This window comes from Mesorhizobium sp. dw_380, from assembly GCF_018588885.1.
Lineage (GTDB): Bacteria > Pseudomonadota > Alphaproteobacteria > Rhizobiales > Rhizobiaceae > Mesorhizobium.
In genome coordinates, this window is sequence record NZ_JAFFIW010000006.1 from 79,974 (window position 1) to 96,901 (window position 16,928).

The 16,928-nt window shown below is 62.6% G+C and carries 17 protein-coding genes, 1 tRNA gene and 1 pseudogene; 11 read left to right on the top strand and 8 right to left on the bottom strand.

Annotated elements, in window-relative coordinates; all coding sequences use genetic code 11:
• Positions 1–31: 31 nt before the first annotated feature.
• On the bottom strand, positions 32–502 hold the full coding sequence (locus tag JT360_RS07940) for a BA14K family protein (RefSeq protein ID WP_214470914.1): 471 nt from the start codon (positions 500–502) through the stop codon (positions 32–34).
• Positions 503–732: 230 nt separating this feature from the next.
• Here JT360_RS07940 and JT360_RS07945 point away from each other — a divergent pair.
• Positions 733–808: transfer RNA gene (locus tag JT360_RS07945), tRNA-Lys, on the top strand.
• 39 nt (positions 809–847) lie between these two features.
• Here the strand turns inward: JT360_RS07945 and JT360_RS34225 are convergent.
• Positions 848–982, bottom strand: a pseudogene (locus JT360_RS34225) (IS481 family transposase); the annotation flags it as partial.
• A 507-nt stretch (positions 983–1,489) separates the two neighbouring features.
• On the opposite strand from JT360_RS34225, the gene JT360_RS33520 reads away from it, so the two are divergent.
• Complete coding sequence (locus JT360_RS33520; protein ID WP_214470915.1) at positions 1,490–2,209, top strand: carbonic anhydrase; 720 nt, start codon at positions 1,490–1,492, stop codon at positions 2,207–2,209.
• Between the two features lie 342 nt (positions 2,210–2,551).
• Positions 2,552–2,695 carry a hypothetical protein gene (locus JT360_RS07955; protein WP_214470916.1) on the top strand — a complete coding sequence of 48 codons (144 nt, stop codon included), beginning with the start codon at positions 2,552–2,554 and terminating at the stop codon, positions 2,693–2,695.
• A gap of 28 nt (positions 2,696–2,723) precedes the next feature.
• Here JT360_RS07955 and JT360_RS07960 read toward each other — a convergent pair whose 3' ends face one another.
• Entirely contained in the window at positions 2,724–3,227 is a 504-nt protein-coding gene (locus JT360_RS07960) for a hypothetical protein (protein WP_250888671.1), read from the bottom strand.
• Positions 3,228–3,385: 158 nt separating this feature from the next.
• Here JT360_RS07960 and JT360_RS07965 point away from each other — a divergent pair, with 158 nt between their 5' ends.
• From JT360_RS07965 to JT360_RS07985, 5 genes are all read left to right on the top strand, one after another.
• Positions 3,386–4,447, top strand: coding sequence for a glycosyltransferase family 4 protein (locus JT360_RS07965; RefSeq protein WP_214470917.1), 1,062 nt, complete (start codon positions 3,386–3,388; stop codon positions 4,445–4,447).
• 39 nt (positions 4,448–4,486) lie between these two features.
• Positions 4,487–6,649, top strand: a complete 2,163-nt coding sequence (locus JT360_RS07970) for an amylo-alpha-1,6-glucosidase (RefSeq protein ID WP_214471162.1) — start codon at positions 4,487–4,489, stop codon at positions 6,647–6,649.
• Between the two features lie 101 nt (positions 6,650–6,750).
• Positions 6,751–8,517 (top strand): alpha,alpha-trehalose-phosphate synthase (UDP-forming), encoded by a 1,767-nt coding sequence (locus JT360_RS07975; RefSeq protein ID WP_214470918.1) that lies wholly within the window; start codon positions 6,751–6,753, stop codon positions 8,515–8,517.
• Positions 8,517–9,299: a trehalose-phosphatase gene (gene otsB / locus JT360_RS07980; protein WP_214470919.1), complete on the top strand. Its 783-nt coding sequence runs from the start codon at positions 8,517–8,519 to the stop codon at positions 9,297–9,299. The genes JT360_RS07975 and otsB overlap by 1 nt, the downstream gene beginning before the upstream one ends.
• 16 nt (positions 9,300–9,315) lie before the next feature.
• Entirely contained in the window at positions 9,316–9,528 is a 213-nt protein-coding gene (locus tag JT360_RS07985; RefSeq protein ID WP_214470920.1) for a hypothetical protein, read from the top strand.
• Positions 9,529–9,592: 64 nt separating this feature from the next.
• On the opposite strand, the gene dprA is transcribed toward JT360_RS07985, so the two are convergent.
• Genes dprA through JT360_RS08005 form a run of 4 tightly spaced genes read right to left on the bottom strand, consistent with a single transcriptional unit; the run spans position 9,593 to position 13,610 of the window.
• Positions 9,593–10,723, bottom strand: a complete 1,131-nt coding sequence (gene dprA / locus JT360_RS07990; protein WP_214470921.1) for a DNA-processing protein DprA — start codon at positions 10,721–10,723, stop codon at positions 9,593–9,595.
• Positions 10,720–11,307 (bottom strand): glycerol-3-phosphate 1-O-acyltransferase PlsY, encoded by a 588-nt coding sequence (gene plsY / locus JT360_RS07995; protein ID WP_214470922.1) that lies wholly within the window; start codon positions 11,305–11,307, stop codon positions 10,720–10,722. Before plsY ends, dprA begins: the two co-directional genes overlap by 4 nt.
• Positions 11,308–11,361: 54 nt before the next feature.
• Positions 11,362–12,648, bottom strand: coding sequence for a dihydroorotase (locus tag JT360_RS08000; protein WP_214470923.1), 1,287 nt, complete (start codon positions 12,646–12,648; stop codon positions 11,362–11,364).
• Positions 12,645–13,610 carry an aspartate carbamoyltransferase catalytic subunit gene (locus JT360_RS08005; protein ID WP_214470924.1) on the bottom strand — a complete coding sequence of 322 codons (966 nt, stop codon included), beginning with the start codon at positions 13,608–13,610 and terminating at the stop codon, positions 12,645–12,647. Before JT360_RS08005 ends, JT360_RS08000 begins: the two co-directional genes overlap by 4 nt.
• A 178-nt stretch (positions 13,611–13,788) precedes the next feature.
• On the opposite strand from JT360_RS08005, the gene JT360_RS08010 reads away from it, so the two are divergent.
• The 3 genes from JT360_RS08010 to JT360_RS08020 all read left to right on the top strand — a co-directional run bounded on the left by JT360_RS08010 (position 13,789) and on the right by JT360_RS08020 (position 16,462).
• On the top strand, positions 13,789–15,417 hold the full coding sequence (locus JT360_RS08010) for a DNA alkylation response protein (protein ID WP_214470925.1): 1,629 nt from the start codon (positions 13,789–13,791) through the stop codon (positions 15,415–15,417).
• 146 nt (positions 15,418–15,563) lie between these two features.
• The gene (locus tag JT360_RS08015; RefSeq protein WP_214470926.1) at positions 15,564–16,121 is read left to right on the top strand and encodes a hypothetical protein; all 558 of its coding nucleotides are present in this window, start codon (positions 15,564–15,566) and stop codon (positions 16,119–16,121) included.
• On the top strand, positions 16,121–16,462 hold the full coding sequence (locus tag JT360_RS08020) for a DUF6105 family protein (protein ID WP_214470927.1): 342 nt from the start codon (positions 16,121–16,123) through the stop codon (positions 16,460–16,462). The genes JT360_RS08015 and JT360_RS08020 overlap by 1 nt, the downstream gene beginning before the upstream one ends.
• Here JT360_RS08020 and ruvX read toward each other — a convergent pair.
• Positions 16,380–16,886: a Holliday junction resolvase RuvX gene (ruvX, locus tag JT360_RS08025; protein WP_214470928.1), complete on the bottom strand. Its 507-nt coding sequence runs from the start codon at positions 16,884–16,886 to the stop codon at positions 16,380–16,382. The two genes, JT360_RS08020 and ruvX, sit on opposite strands and share 83 nt — an antisense overlap.
• Positions 16,887–16,928: the final 42 nt, after the last annotated feature.

The window sequence follows — 16,928 nt, forward strand, 5'->3', positions numbered from 1 at the left end:
CTATTCGTCAGCTGCTCGTATTCACCCGCAATCAATATGGTGAACGGCACTGCTGACGCGGACCGTAGTTCGGTTGGAACGTGTTGTCTGAAGCCCGGTAGCTCCTGTAACGGTCATAGCACCACTGGACATGCGCATTGCCTCGATAGACGCGATTGTTCTCGCTGTTGACGATCGCGCCTGTGATCAGCGCTCCGGTGGCAAAGGCCGCGAGCGGGAACCAGTAGTCACCATGACGGCGATAGCCGGGGCGATAGTCGCGATAGCCGCGATGGCCGTTCCAATACATGTCGCCATTGCGGGCGAAACTGCGGTTGCGCGAGAAATTGCGGTCGAAGGAGCGGTTTCTCCTCCACTCCCGGTACTGCACCGTCTGCACGTCCGGCGTTACGGTCTGGGAGAGTGGCACATAGGCCGGTTGGGCGTTGACTGGCACCACCTCTGCCGCGACAAACGTAGCTGAAAGGGTGGCTGCAAGCAGGCCGGATACGGTTCTGTTCATTAGTCTTCTCCTCGAAAGGTTGGCGGACGTCCCTGTTGGCGGAAAACGGGCTGCGCTCAGGATTTGTTCCCCAAATCAATCGCCGCTATCAGGCCGAGGTCAGGAGTGGCCCTACGGTGCTGCGGTCAAAGGCGCAGAACAGGTTCGCGGACCATCTTTTCCGGTTGACCGGTCGAAGCACTCTCCCTATGTTCCGCGCAATTTCGAGGGCGGCCTTTTCGAGCCCGCGGGAGCGCGTAGCTCAGCCGGTAGAGCAACTGACTTTTAATCAGTAGGTCATGGGTTCGAATCCCATCGCGCTCACCATTGTCAGATTGTGTACGGCCCGGAGACATAGGTTACGGTTTATACCGGAGACATGGGTAACACTTTTGGCCCGAAAGGGTTTTTGAGTGGTTCGAGCCTGCATGTCTCATCGTCGAACTATCCCAAATCATAATCAAAGAAGCTGGTCAGCCAGATATGGTCCTCGACCTGTTTATGCCGGCGATCGCGGCCGGTAGCCTTGCATGACGAGCAGCCAAAGAGCCCCGTCGAGATCCTAATGCACAGAGCCGTGACGGGGCCCCAAGCCTGTCGATAAGTGATACTGCCATGCGTGTCCTCGAGACCGCAGAGAAAGACCCGCCCCAGCGGGCCGCCTCGATCACAACTGGTGAATGACACGCCTCACATTCGCGGGCTCAGGCCCAAGGCTTCCGCGATCACACCATAGGCCAACGCGATCACACAGTTCACAATACAAACACAAGCGGTCGATTCCTCAGGGATGTAGCCACTCCAAAAGCCCGTCGCAGGTCGCGCCTGTGGCGGGCTTTTCATTAATCCGGACTGTTTTGGGCCCACGGTGCACGGGATTGTTGACCGCCAGCGCCCCTTCTTCACCGCCGGCGTGGTCTCCTCGCTCCGTAATTCCTTGCGACTATATTAGAGAAGGCGCATGTTTATCGTAGAACAGTCCCAAAATCTCGGCGACGGAGCCAAACAGTGTGCAGCAACTGCGACGGTGAAGGGGTTGGCCGGAGGGATTTCCTAAAAGTCGGCGCCGCATTCATTGCGTTCGGTCTTGGTGGAGCGTCGTGGCCAGCGGGCGCGGCCGAGGGCGCGGCGACGCCGCTGACCCTCGATGAATCGCTCGCTGCGCTGAAATCCGGCAATGAACGCTACATCAGCCACCCGGACCTTTGCTCGATCGACCTTGCCGCGCAGCGGAGCGCTGTCGCGGCACACCAGGCGCCCTGGGCCACGATAATCAGTTGCGCCGACAGTCGCGTTCCCCCGGAGCTGATCTTCGGCGGCCACGGTGTTGGAGAACTGTTTGTCGCCCGGAATGCCGGCAACCTCGTCGACACCGCGACGCTCGGCACGGTCGAATACGGCGCGGCGGTGCTTGGCTCCCCCTTGATTGTCGTCCTCGCGCACACAAGTTGCGGCGCCGTCAAGGCAGCGTGCGACGTGGTTGCCAAGAACGCGACCTATCCCGGCGCGATTGGCCCGATGATCGAACCGATCTTGCCTGCGGCGATCGCAGTGCGCAGCGAGGCGGGCGATTTCGTCGACAACACCGCCAAGGAGAGCGCGCGGAGGACGGCGAGGCGGCTCACCGCTTCGAGCAAGCTCTTGGCCGGTCTCACCAAGGCGGGAAAGCTGAAGATCGTCGCGGCGATCTACGATCTCCAGACGGGTGCGGTGACCTACATCGAATAAGAGAGCGTCGTGCGCGTGCTTTGCAGGTCGGAGCGCATTCGAGCCCCCGTTGGCGTATTTTAGCATCTGCTTGAATTTCTCCCGAAGCAGGATCATGATGCGATGGCTTTGTAGGGGTACAGCGTCATGGAATTCGCAAGCTGCTATGACCAAAGCGCGAGCGTTTTTGCATCAACGATGTTTCTGAACATCACGGCGTTTTTCATAATTCTGGCTGCGTTTGCCGTTGCACGGCTGGTTGCAATATCCGGCGAAGGTTCCGTCAACCGCCTTCAGACCGCGTAAAGCCCTGGGCATATGGCCGGAAAGAAGGTGATCGCACTCAAGGACTGGACTTGCGGTATGAGCGACGAACTCGGCCGTGTAGTCCTGACGATCAACTCCACCGAGGGTGAGGCGATCTTCGTTCTGATGACAATTTTCCAGACGGCAAGATTGGCCCAGGAACTGCGAACACCGAAACTCGCTCCCTTATCCCGTCCATGAACTGCGACGCCCGACGCGCAGCGATCGCTTAGCCGCTGTGCGACAAATGCACGTCCAGAACGGCGGCCTTCTTGGCAATCAAGCCTTCCAGATCCGCGTCCGACCGTTTGGTGCCGGTCCGTTCGCGCAGCAGCGAGATCACTGCTTTCATCGAGAGCTGGGCAGTCTGACCGCTCAGAATGGCATCGACCGCGCCGGCAACATCCGGGGTTTCCGTTGGTCCTCGCATGGTCGGTTCCTTTCTGTTCAGCTCGGCCTCGGTCCCGGTCGATCCTCTGACGCCGCGATCGAAGAAGACGGCCAGGCCGTTCTTCACGGCGAGGGCGGCGACCATATCGTCGAGTTCGCGGTCCGAGAGCGCCGGATCCGAAGGAGTGGGTTTCAAGGTTCTGCGGATCACTCGAGCAGCCTGGTCCGTCGACACAAAGCCAAAACGCTGTTTTCTGGCCTCGACATATTGTTCGATGATCATGCTCAGACGTCGGGCTGCGATGTCCTCCGGTTCCTGCATCTTGGTCTCCTTGGCTGCCATGAGCGCAATTTCGGCAGCACCAGCAGGAAAATAGGGCGGGTTGATCGTACCAACAGGGGAACGGATCGATCATTCGACACATCTTCCAATGATGCAGGAACGATCCTGGCGCTCAAGCATTTCGCTCTATGACCAGCTCATTGAGGGAAGGCCGGGCCATGAAGATTGCCCATGTCGCACCACTTTACGAATCCGTGCCGCCGAGACTCTATGGCGGTACCGAACGCATCATCTCCTACCTGACCGAAGCGCTCGTCGACCTTGGCCACGACGTGACATTGTTCGCCAGCGGCGACACGAAAACCTCGGCCAAGCTCGTGCCGTGCCGCGAACGGGCGCTCCGTCTCGACCCGCGTCCGCTGAAGTCCGAGATCGCGGCGCATCTGTCGATGCTCGACGAGGTGCGGAAACGGGCCGACGATTTCGACGTCATTCATTTCCATCTCAGCCATTTCCTGCATTTCCCGTTTTTCCGTGATATGCCGCAACGCACGGTGACGACACCGCATGGCAGGCTGGATTACGCGGATCTGGCGGAAGCCTACGATCGGTTCCCGCGGTTTCCGATGATTTCCATATCCCGCAGCCAGCGGGCACGGTTCGCATCGGCGAACTGGCTGGCAACGATCCACCACGGGCTGCCAATCCAACTCTACGAACCCGATTTCGAGGCGGGATCGGATGGTTCCTATCTTGCCTTCCTCGGCAGGATGTCGCGCGACAAGCGGCCGGACCGGGCGATCGAGATTGCCCGCCGCACCGGGCTGAAACTCAAGCTCGCGGCCAAGATCGGTGATGGCGATCGCGCCTATTTCGAGGAGGTCGTCCAACCGATGATCGATGGCGACCGGGTCGAATATGTCGGCGAGATCAGCGAAGATCAGAAGAGCCGGTTTCTTGGCAACGCGGCGGCCTTGCTGTTTCCCATCGACTGGCCGGAGCCCTTCGGCCTTGCCGTGATCGAGGCCATGGCCTGCGGAACCCCGGTCATGGCCTGGAGTTGCGGCGCCATGCCCGAGATCATCGATTATGGCGTGACCGGCTTCGTCGTCGAGACGATTGAAGATGCCGTCGCGACGATGCCGGCGCTTCTCCAACTCGACAGGCGACGAATAAGGGCAGTCTTCGAAAGGCGCTTTTCAGCCGATAGAATGGCCAGGGATTATGTCGCGGCCTATTCCCGACTGACCAGCAACCATGAGGAAATCAAAGCCTCGTAGCGCCGTTCGAAAAACCATGCACGGGACAATCTCTTGACCATTACCCAACTCGACGAGCGCAAGCTCGATCCTGCAATAGCACTGGCTTCTCTTGACGAAACCGCCCCCCGAGAGCCGCACAGGCTGTTCGCGCTCAAGTATGGCGACTGCTTCGCCGTCTCTGACGCCTATGGCGACATACGCGGCGTCGGTGACGGGTTCTTCCGCGACGACACGCGTGTGCTTTCTGAATTCCGGCTGAGCATCGGCGGGCGGTCAACGTCGTTGCTCGGCGCGTCGCTCAGCCAGGACAACGTGCTGTTCACCACCAATCTAACCAACCTGCCAATCGAGAGCGTCGGCGGCCGGCCTATTCCACAAGGCGCGATCCACATCGAGCGCGTCAGGCTGATCTGGCAGGACCGGCTTTACGAACGCCTGACGCTTTCCAACTACAGCCAGGAACATTCGACCCTACGGCTTTCGCTGCGCTTCGCCGCGGATTTCCGCGACATGTTTGAAGTTCGCGGCTCGACGCGGCCAAAACGCGGCACCGCGCACACGGCCGAGGTCGGCAAGACCACGGTGATGCTGCGCTACGAGGGCCTGGACAAGGTGGAGCGCACGTCCGCGATATCGTTTTCACAAGTGCCGGACGAATTGACCTCGGAGCGGGCGGACTTCTTCATCGCCGTCACCAAGCGCAGCCGCAAGACGCTTTATGTCGAGATCGGCACCGAGATCGCGGATGCTCCCGAGCGCGAGCGATTTCGCGCCGCCGCTGCCCGTGCACGCTTCGGCATGCGGGCCAAGCGTCGCCATGGTGCAACGCTGCACAGCTCGGGCAGGGTGTTCAACGACTGGATCGAGCGGGCACGCGCCGACGTGGCGCTGCTGACCACGGAACTGGCGACAGGTCCTTATCCCTATGCCGGCATCCCATGGTTCTCGACGGCCTTCGGCAGGGACGGAGTGATCTCGGCTCTGCAAATGCTTTGGCTCAATCCCGGCCTGGCGCGGGGCGTGCTCGCCTTCCTGGCGCAGCACCAGGCAACCGAAACCTCGCCCTTCAGCGACTCGCAACCCGGCAAGATCATGCATGAGACGCGCAAAGGTGAGATGACGGCGCTCAGCGAACTGCCGTTCGGCCGTTACTATGGCGGTGTCGACACCACACCGCTCTATGTCCATCTCGCCTGCGCCTATGCCGACCGCACCGGCGACATGGAGTTTATCGATGGCCTGTGGCCGTCACTGTGTGCCGCTGCCGAATGGATCGAAGCGGCAAGCCAGCCGACCGGGTTCGTCACCTATAGTCGTGCGGCGGATTCGGGCCTTGTCAACCAGGGATGGAAAGACAGTTTCGATTCCGTTTTTCACGCCGACGGCCGCATTCCGAAAGGGCCGATCGCACTGGTCGAGGTGCAGGGCTACGTCTTTGCAGCGTTTCAGGGGTTGGCGAAACTGGCAAGACTGCGCGGCGAAACCGAAAAGGCCGAAGCCTGGGATATGCGTGCCGATGAAATCCGCCAACGGGTCGAAAGCCATTTCTGGATCGAAGAGCTCGGTTACTATGCGCTCGCCCTGGACGGCGATGGCGAGCCTTGCAAGGTGAGTACCTCCAACGCCGGCCATCTGCTTTATGTCGGCCTGCCCAACCCGGATCGTGCGCGCATCGTCGCCGACAAGTTGCTGTCGGCCTCATTCCACTCCGGCTGGGGCCTGCGAACGCTGGCGGACGACGCCATCTTCTTCAATCCGATGTCGTATCACAATGGCTCCATCTGGCCGCACGACACCGCGATATGTGCGGCCGGACTGGCGCGATACGGCATCCGGGACAATGTGGTGCGGCTGATGAGCGGAACGTTCGAGTCTGCGGTCCATTTCAACATGCGCCTGCCCGAACTTTTCTGCGGCTTCACCCGCGCACCTGGCGAGGCTCCCATCGCCTATCCGGTTGCCTGCCTGCCGCAGGCCTGGTCGGCCGGCTCCGCCTTCATGCTCATGCAAGCGTGCCTGGGCCTTCAGATCGACGGCTGGACCGGCGAAATCCAGGTGACGAGACCGCGTCTGCCGATCGGCATCGATAATCTGGTGGTTCGCCATCTGGCGGTGGCGGGTACTGCCGTCGACCTGACATTTCAACGGGTCGGAGATCGCGTCGGCGCCTTTCTGGCCGACCGCCATGAAGGGCTGGTGCCGCTCGTGGTCAGGAGCTGAAAAATCGGAACCATCGCGCGTGGCAGGCGTTTGACCATCACGCATGGGTGCCCGGGCGGCCGACCCGCCGCAAATCTCATTGAAAGGTAAGTCGATTTCAAATGCCTGACAACAGTTCGTACCTGGTCGTTCCTTCGTCCGTATTGTGGCTCCTTGGTCTTGCAGTTGTCAGCATCTCGATCATCATCATTGCAACGTTGGTTCTGCGAGCACGCCGGGCGAGGAGTGCTACCGTGGCAGCTGAACCCGCTGGCGGCCCACTGCCGGAATTCGAGAAGAATGGGCAGTCCGCTGCAGCTTCCCTTGTCCAATGGTCGCCGGATACGCTGCGTCACATATTGGCAAAGGAACTTCCCGACGCCCAGGTGATCGTGGTTTCAAATCGCGAGCCGTATATCCACAACCGCAAGGGGGACGACATCCAACTGGTCGTACCGGCCAGCGGGCTCGTCTCCGCTCTCGAACCGATCACCCGCGCCTGTGCGGGCACGTGGATCGCCTATGGAGGCGGTTCGGCTGATGCGCTGGTGGTCGACGAAAATGACCGGATAGAGGTGCCGCCTGGAAATCCTTCCTACACGTTGCGTCGCGTCTGGCTCAGCGAGGAAGAACAGCAAGGCTATTATCTCGGCTTCGCCAATGAGGGCCTCTGGCCGCTGTGCCACATTGCCTTCACCCGACCGATATTCCGCGCCTCCGACTGGGAAACCTACGAAGCGGTCAACCGTAAATTCGCCGACACCGTCGTGGCGGAAGCCCGCAATGAGCGGCCGATCGTGCTCGTACAGGACTACCATTTCGCATTGCTGCCGCGGATGATCCGCGAGCGCCTTCCGGAAGCGATCATCATCACCTTTTGGCATATCCCATGGCCGAATTCGGAGGTGTTCAGCATCTGCCCGTGGCGCGAGAAGATTCTCGAGGGCCTGCTCGGCAGTTCGATTGTCGGTTTCCACACCCAGTTTCATTGCAACAACTTCATCGAGAGCGTCGACCGTTTCCTGGAGAGCAGGATCGAGCGCGAGGATTCGGCCATCTCCTACGGCGGTGAGATCAGCCTGGTTCACGCCTATCCGATTTCAATTGAATGGCCGCCGGCCCAGTTGGGCAAGCTGCCTGACGTGGCGCAATGCCGCCGGCGTATTCGCGAAAGATTCGGCCTGGCCGAGAATGTCAGACTGTGCGTGGGCGTTGAACGTCTCGACTACACCAAGGGCATCCTGGATCGCTTCAACGCACTCGACGAGCTGCTGAAGCTTCATCCGGAATGGGTCGGCAAGGTGGCGTTGCTGCAGATCGCCGCGCCCAGCCGCGGCACCTTGCCCGCCTATCAGCAATTGTACGAGGAGTGCCTGCGGCAGGCCGACGATCTCAACCAGCGCTATGGTCGCGAGGGCTACTCGCCCGTGCTGATGGTGACGGAACATCACGCGCAGGAGCAGGTCTACGAGATCTACCGCGCCGCCGACGTCTGCATGGTCACAAGCCTGCATGACGGCATGAACCTGGTGGCCAAGGAGTTTGTCGCGGCGCGCGACGACGAACAGGGCGTCCTGCTGCTAAGCATGTTTGCCGGCGCTTCCAAGGAGCTGCTCGAGGCGCTGATCGTCAACCCCTATGACGCGGCGACGATGGGCGACGCCTTGCTGCAGGCCCTGACCATGTCGCAGGAGGAGCAGCGCCAACGCATGCAGCACATGCGCGAGATCGTGCGCGACAATAATGTCTATCGATGGGCAGGCAGCATGCTTCTCGACGCCGCGCGGCTTCGCAAGCGTGTTGCGGTCGATCGTGCCGTCGGCGCGGCTCCCACGGCTCCCGGCAACGTGATATCGCTGCTCGACCGCAAACGCGTGGCGGCGCTGTGATGTCGATGTCGCCAAACCAACCGGCGCCGGCTGTCCCGCAGGGGCCATGGGCCTTGTTCCTGGACATTGATGGCACGCTTCTCGAACATGCCGCGCATCCCGATGCGGTGGTCGTCGGCGGTGAGCTGCGGAGCCTGCTGACAAGGCTCGAAGCGCAATTGGACGGAGCGTTGGCATTCATCACGGGGCGGTCGATCGCCGCCGTCGACCATCTCTTCCAGCCCCTTAGATTGCGCGCCGCCGGCCTTTATGGCCTCGAACACAGACTGGTCCGTAACGGCCCGGTCGAAGCGGCCGGCGAGCCGGCCGACATTGCAGCGCTTGCCCAGGAAATCGAGGCTGAATTGGCCAACGCCGATGTCTATATCGAGCGCAAGGGGCCTATCCTGGCCATTCATACGCGCGCGGCGCCACAATTGTTGGAACGCGCGACACGATTGGTCGAACAGGCGCTGGCCAGACTGCCCGCGGGCTATCGGGTACTTGCCGGCAATGCCGGCGTCGAACTGATGCCGCTGGAGGCGGCGAAGGGAGCGGCTATCCGGCGTTTCATGCAAGGAGCGGCTTTTGCGGGCCGCAGGCCAGTATTCCTTGGAGATGATACTTCGGATGAAAACGGCTTTGATGCCATCAATGAAATGAATGGCATATCGGTGCGCATCAGACCGCGCGGAGCGACCGCCGCGCGTCATGCGCTTGCCAGTGTCGACGAAGCCTTGGCATGGCTTGACATGGTGAGCCAGCGCAATGCGGAAAGATCGACCAGTCTGATCGCCCCATGAATCGGAGGAATCGGCAATGACCCCATTCACCAGCCTCATCCGCGAGATCATGCCTGCCTGGTTGCGCCGCCGCTCGCGCCGGAACGTGCGCGAGAGCGAGCCAGGTTTCGATCCGTCTCGCCCGGAGGATGCGGACATGGTCTGGCGCGAGATTGTCCAAAAGGATCTCTTTGGAGCCAATACGCCGGACTATGCGGAAACCGAAGAGAAGAACACCCATCGCCACTGACGGTTGGCTCTGTCTCTTTGTTTTGACGCAATTGCCGACGGGAAACACCTTTCCTGGAATTGCATCAGTTCCCGAAAATCATTGAAACATTGCCGCCGGCATGGCGCTCGAGCCGGCCGGCGAGATCGAGTTCAAGCAATACCATGAAGACCTGGGCCGGATGCATGCCGGTGTGACGGATGATCTCGTCGACCGGGACCGGCGTCGGGCCGAGAGCCTCGATTACCTTGGCGCGGTCGCTCTCGCCGGGTGGCGGTGTGGCCGAAAAGTCGGGCGGGTCCTCAAATGGCGGCATTTCAGGCGCTCGCATGCCGGTCAACGGCGCGATCGCCCTTGAAATGTCCGATGCCTCGGTGACCAGCGTGGCGCCGTCCTTGAGCAGGCCGTTGGTGCCAGCAGCGCGCGGATCGAGCGGGGAGCCCGGCACGGCAAAGACCAGCCGGCCCATTTCGCCGGCAAGCCTGGCGCTGATCAGTGAGCCCGACCGCTGCGCTGCTTCGACCACCACCAGCCCAAGGGCAGCACCCGCGACAAGGCGGTTGCGGCGCGGAAAGTCCTGGGCGCGTGGCTGCCAGCCGAACGGCATTTCCGAAATGACGGCGCCACGTTCGGCAATCTCATCGCACAGGCCGGCATTTTCGGGCGGATAGGGCAGGTCGAGGCCTCCAGCCAGGACACCGATCGTGCCGGTCGCAAGGCTGCCCTGATGCGCCGCGGTGTCGATGCCGCGCGCCAGCCCCGACACGATGCCGTACCCGTCGCGGCCAAGATCGGCCGCCAGCATGCGTGCCATCTTGACGCCGGCCAGCGATGCGTTGCGGGCGCCGACAATGGCAACGCCCGGCAGCCGGAACACGGCGGCATTGCCCCTGACCGCCAACAGCGGCGGCGGGTTGTCCATGCTGCGCAGCAGCGGCGGATAGTCGGCCTCGCCGATGCCGACAAAACGCGCGCCAGCCCGGCGCGCGGCTTCCAGCTCGGCCTCGGCTTCGCCAACGGAAGGGATACGGGCGATCCGGCTGGCGCCGCCCGAAATCATCAGTTCCGGCAATATTTCCAGCGCAACCTCGGCCGACCCGAAGCGGTTGATCAGATCGCGAAAGGAGGCGGGGCCGACATTCTGGGTGCGGATCAGCCGCAGCCAGCTCAGCCGCTGCCGGTCGCTGAGACGCGGCCCGGCGGCCGGCTCGCTCAACCCTTGACTCCGATCTTGCCTTCGGTGCCGGCGAGCAGGCGTGAAATGTTGGCCCTATGCTTGATGAAGACGATGATGCTCATCACCACGAACAGCAGGGCGACCTGCGGCGTGCTCAGGACATAAAGCGCGATCGGCACGACAACGGCCGCCGTAAGCGCTGCCAGCGAGGAGAAGCGAAAGAGGTATGCCATCACCAGCCAGACGACGGCGAAGATCAGCGCCACCTGCCAGGCAAGGCTGATCAGCACGCCGAGATAGGTCGCGACGCCCTTGCCGCCCTTGAAACCCAGCCAGACCGGAAAGAGATGGCCGAGAAAGGCGCCGAGGCCGGCCCAGACCGCCGTTTCAGGCGCGAAATGGCCTGCTATGAGCACGGCGGCCGTGCCCTTCAGCGCATCGAGCAGCAAGGTCGCGGCGGCCAGGCCCTTGTTGCCGGTGCGCAGCACATTGGTGGCGCCGATATTGCCGGAGCCGATCTGGCGCACATCGCCAAGGCCGGCCGCACGGGTAAGCAGCAGGCCGAACGGAATCGAGCCCAGGAGATAGCCGAACACCAGCGCCAGGATCGGACCGTAAGTCATTGTTCCCCCGCATTTCCTCCCGGCCAACGGTCAGGCGCAAAGCGCTCCGACGGCTCAGGCCGAAAACACTGTGCGGCCGGCGACCAGCGTTTGCAAGACCTTGCCCTGCAGCCGTGCACCCTCGAAACAGGTGTTTTTCGAGCGCGAGCGAATGCCGCTTTCATTGACGATCCAGGGTTCGTCGAGGTCGACAAGCGCAAGGTCGGCGATGGCGCCGGGCTTCAGCGTGCCGCCGGGCAATCCGAACAGCCTTGCCGGTGCGGTGGAGAGCGTCTCGATCAGCCGCAGCAATGGCACGTCGCCATTGTGGTGGAGCCGCAAGGCGGCGCCAAGCAACGTCTCCAGTCCGATGGCACCGGCCGCCGCGTCGGCAAAGGGCAGGCGCTTGGTGTCGACATCCTGCGGATCATGCGAGGAGACGATGATGTCGATCGTGCCATCCCTGACCGCTTCGATCATCGCCAACCGGTCTTCCTCGGCGCGCAGCGGCGGCGTCAGGCGGAAGAAGGTGCGGTATTCGCCGACATCGTTTTCGTTGAGCGACAGATTGTGGATCGACACGCCTGATGTGACGGCAGCGCCGTCCGCTTTCGCGCGCGTCACGGCGTTTGCCGCCATCGCCGTCGAGATCTTCGCCGCATGGTAAGACCCGCACGTCAGCCGCGCCAGCGCGAGGTCGCGCTCCAGCGGGATGGATTCGGCTTCTCGTGGAATACCAGAGAGGCCAAGCCAGCTTGCGTAGAGGCCTTCGTTCATGACGCCGGACGAGCCGAGGTCGGCATCCTGCGTCTCATGTACGATCGTGGCGCCGAAGTCGCGTGCGTAGGTCAGCGCCCGGCGCATCACCAGCGCGCTTGATATGGTGTGGCGACCATCGGTGAAGGCGACGGCACCGGCCTCGCGCAACAGGCCGAACTCGGTCATCTCACGGCCATCGAGCCCCTTGGTGATCGCCGCCGCCGGGAAGATGTTGACGATCGCCGTGTCCTTGGCGGTGCGCAGCACGAACTCGACCAGCGCCACATTGTCGATCACAGGGTCGGTATCAGGCATCATGACGATGGAGGTGACGCCGCCGGCCGCCGCCGCAACGCTCGCCGAAGCGATGGTTTCGCGATGCTCGCCGCCGGGTTCGCCGATGAACACGCGGCCATCAATCAGGCCGGGGATGATCGCCTTGCCGGCACAGTCGATGACGGTGGCGCCCCCCGGAATGCCCTGGTTCAACGCCGTTTTGCCGGCGGCAACGATCTTGCGGGCCTCGATGATGACGGAACCGACTTCGTCGATGCCGCGCGAGGGGTCGATGATGCGGGCGCGTTCAAAGACGGTCGTGCTCATGCGCCGCGACCCTCTTGATTACGACGGGGGTCGAGCAGCGCTTCCATCACCGCCATGCGCACGGCGACGCCCATCTCCACCTGTTCCTGGATGACGCTTTGCGGGCCGTCGGCGATTTCCGAGGCAATCTCGACGCCGCGGTTCATCGGGCCGGGATGCATCACCAGCGCATCGTCCTTGGCGGCCTTCAGCTTCTCGGCGTCGAGGCCGAAATAGCGGAAATATTCGCGCACCGAAGGCACGAAGGCGCCTTCCATCCGCTCGCGCTGCAGGCGCAGCATCATCACCACGTCGGCGCCCCTGAGGCCCTCGGCCATCGAGCGCGTGACGATCACACCCATCTTCTCGATACCCGAGGGCAGCAGCGTCGAGGGCGCGACGACCCGCACCTGTGCGCCGAGCGCGTTGAGCAGCATGATGTTGGAACGAGCCACGCGCGAATGCAGGATGTCACCGCAGATCGCCACGATCAGCTTCGACAGCGGGCCCTTGGCGCGGCGGATGGTGAGTGCGTCGAGCAGTGCCTGTGTCGGGTGTTCATGCGCGCCGTCGCCGGCATTGACCACCGAGCAACCGACCTTCTGCGCCAGAAGGGCGGCCGCACCCGCCGACTGGTGGCGGATGATCAGGATATCGGGCCGCATGGCGTTCAGCGTCATTGCGGTGTCGATGAGCGTCTCGCCCTTTTTCACCGAGGAACTCGCCACCGACATGTTCATGACATCGGCGCCGAGCCGCTTTCCCGCCAGCTCGAACGAAGACTGTGTGCGGGTCGAGGCTTCGTAGAAGAGATTGATCTGGGTACGGCCGCGCAGCGTCGAGGTCTTTTTCTCGGACTGCCGCGAGATCGCGACTGCCCGATCCGCCCTGTCGAGCAACAGCTCGATGTCGGCGGGCGAAAGATCGCTGATGCCCAGAAGATGGCGGTGGGGATAGAGTGGCAGGGACGAAGCGTCGGTCATCTCAAGGGGTTGCTATAGGGTGCGGATTTTGCGCCCGCAAGCACCGGCTTTGGATTGGCGCCGTTCTCCCCGGTATTTTCATCGCACGTGTTGCTTGGCTTGGGCTATAAACCGGCGATGGCCTCGGATTCGTGGCCTTCTGGTGACAAGGACCTTTCTACCGGTAGAAGGATTGGGCGTGGCCGACGACGTGACGAACCAGCCGCCGCCGCTGACGGGCGGCAACGCCTGGCGGGGCGATCCGTTGCTGATCCAGCTGGCGGAACGGTTTTCCGATCCGGTACGCAGGGAACTCGACGGGCTTGGCCGTTTCGTGCTCACGCAGGAAGCGCAGGAATTGGCACGCCTCGCCAATGTCGAGACGCCGAAACTCAGGACGCATGATCGCCAGGGGCGGCGCATCGACCTGGTCGAATTCCATCCCGCCTATCACGCCTTGATGCGCCGTTCGGTGGCGAACGGGCTGCATTCCTCGGTGTGGGAAAATGGCGATGCCGAGATCGGCCGCCGCCATCAGGTGCGCGCCGCGCGTTTCTATCTGACCGCCGAGCTTGAGACCGGGCACCTCTGCCCGATCACCATGACCAGTGCCTCGCTGGCGGCGTTGATGGCCAGTCCAAAACTGTTTCGCGAATGGGCGCCGCGCGTGACGACGCGCAAATACGACCAGAGCCAAAAGCCGCCGGTCGAAAAGACCGGACTGACGCTCGGCATGGGCATGACCGAGAAGCAGGGCGGCACCGATGTGCGCGCCAATGTGACAAGGGCGGAGCGCGCCGGCAGCGGTTTCTATCGCCTGACCGGGCACAAATGGTTCATGTCGGCGCCGATGTCGGACGCCTTCCTGGTGCTGGCGCAGGCGCCGGAGGGACTGTCCTGCTTCCTCGTGCCGCGCGTCCTCGGCGACGGGTCGGGCAATGGCTTCCGCTTCCAGCGGCTGAAGGACAAGCTCGGCAACCGCTCCAACGCGTCTTCTGAAGTCGAATTCGTCAATGCCATCGGCGAGATGGTCGGCGAACCCGGCGCCGGCGTGAAGACGATCATGGATATGGTGACGCTGACCCGGCTCGACTGCGCGGTGGCGTCTTCGGCGCTCATGCGGGCGGGGCTGGCGGAAGCGGTTCATCATGCCCGTCATCGCCAGGTGTTCGGCTCGCCCTTGATCGAACAGCCGTTGATGCAGCGCGTGCTGGCCGACATGGCGCTCGATGTCGCCGCTGCGACGGCGCTGTCGTTCAGGCTGGCGCGCTCCTTCGACGAGGCGGCGAGCGATCGCGGCGAGGCGGCATTCGCCCGGGCCATGACGCCGGTCGTCAAATACTGGGTGTGCAAGATCGCGCCGCCGCTGCTCTACGAGGCGATGGAGTGCCTTGGCGGCAACGGCTATGTCGAGGAGGCACCGCTCGCCCGTTATTACCGTGAGGCTCCGGTCAACGCTATCTGGGAAGGTTCGGGCAATGTCATGGCACTCGATGTGCTGCGCGTGCTCGGTCGCGCGCCCGGCCTGTTCGACGAGGTGCTGGCCGGCATCGACCGTGACCTCGGCGCCGGCGGGCGCGGCACGATCGGCGTTCTCAAAGCGGCCATGCAGGTCGCTTCGACCGATGAGGGCTCGGCCCGCCTGCTGACCGAACAACTGGCACTTTCGGCGGCGGCGGCGGAACTGCGCCGGCTCGGGGCAGGGCGGATTGCCGATGCTTTTGTCGAGACGCGCCTGGCCGGCCAATGGCGCAACACCTATGGCATGCTCGATTCGCGCCACGACGCGCGCATGATCATCGACACGCTCTATCCGCCGGTAAACTGAGCCGCGAGCGACGCGCATCCGATCATTTGAGCGCCCGCAGAACACTTTCGGAGGGCCTGTGGATCGTCGTTAACCTTAACAAATGGTTTCCATTGCGGCGGCGGGCGGCAAAGCCCACTGTCATTCCTGCCGAAGCAGGAACCACTATGCGACACGTACTGACCTCCTTTCTGTCCGTGCACTGGGCGATCGTTTTCGCCCTGTTGGCGCTGATCTGCATCGATGGAAACCGGGGTGTGGCGGCAGCGCTCGGCGTGCTTGGCGTGACCATTGAGAGTGCTCGCTTCGTCAATCTGGAGAACGTCGTCGTGGTCGCGCCGCTGGCGATCGCATTGCTGGTCGTGGCGGTGCTGTTCTTCTGGGCCTTCGTCGATACGCTGATCAACGATGCGGCCAGCCCAGGCGCCGACAGTGTCGTCCGTATCGCCTTCATTTCCGCTTCCGGTGTCCTGTCGATGATCCTGATCGGTGGTGCGGCCCAAGGCATCAATGGCTTGTTCATGGTGGTGGCTGTGCAACTGGCCGCTCTTCTGGCTTCCTATGTCGCGATGCTTGCCGAGCGGCGCTCAGCTGTTGCGGCAGTCGCACCAGGCGAAGGCGAGATCCGCGCAACGGCGCACAGCATGGCAACGGCCGCTGCTCACATCTCGCTGCTTTCGCTGATCTCAGGCCGGACAGGCTCTAATCCCGAGGGAGGTCGCTGATGCGCTATATCTTCGCGATGTGGGCGGCCCCGATGGCGCTGTTCTGGGGCTGGTTCTACCTGTCGCTCAACGACATGAATTTCGGCTACGTCATGTTCAGCCGCAGGATGCACGACTTCTTCTTCCAACTCTATGGTCAGATGCTCGGCATCGATCCGGCGATCATCCCCGGAATGGTGGCCAAGACCTGCATCTTCGACGGATTTCTGCTGATGGCGCTTTGGGCGTTCCGCCGTCGCGGGGAAATCGCCCGCTGGATCAAGGAGCGCTGGGCGGGTCCGGTTCCGTTCGAGCGGATGCAGCGAGTGACTGAAGCCGGTCCAAAACTCCCTGCAGAATAAAGGCGGCGGCAGCCGAATCGATCTTGCCGGCGCGTTTAGCACGCGAGAAATCCATTTCGATCAGCGTCCTCTCGGCGGCGACGGTCGATAGCCGCTCATCCCAGAACACGAAGGGCAGATCGCTGAGCTGCGCCATGTTGCGTACGAAGGCGCGCGATTTCTGCGCACGCGGACCTTCCGACCCGTCCATGTTGATCGGCAGCCCGATCACCACGGCGCCGACATTCTCTTTCTCCAGCAGGGCCAAAAGCACGGCGGCGTCGAGCGAGAATTTTCTTCGGATGATGACCGGGCGTGGATGAGCGAAGGAGAATCCCCGGTCCGAAACCGCGACGCCGATCGTCTTGTCGCCGAGGTCAAGCCCCGCCAGCGTCCTGCCGCCGGCGAGCCGTGCCGGCAATTGCTCAATCGTGATGACAGCCAACGGTTTTCCTTTGTCTTTTTCAGCGGCAAGCGTTCTTCCGGA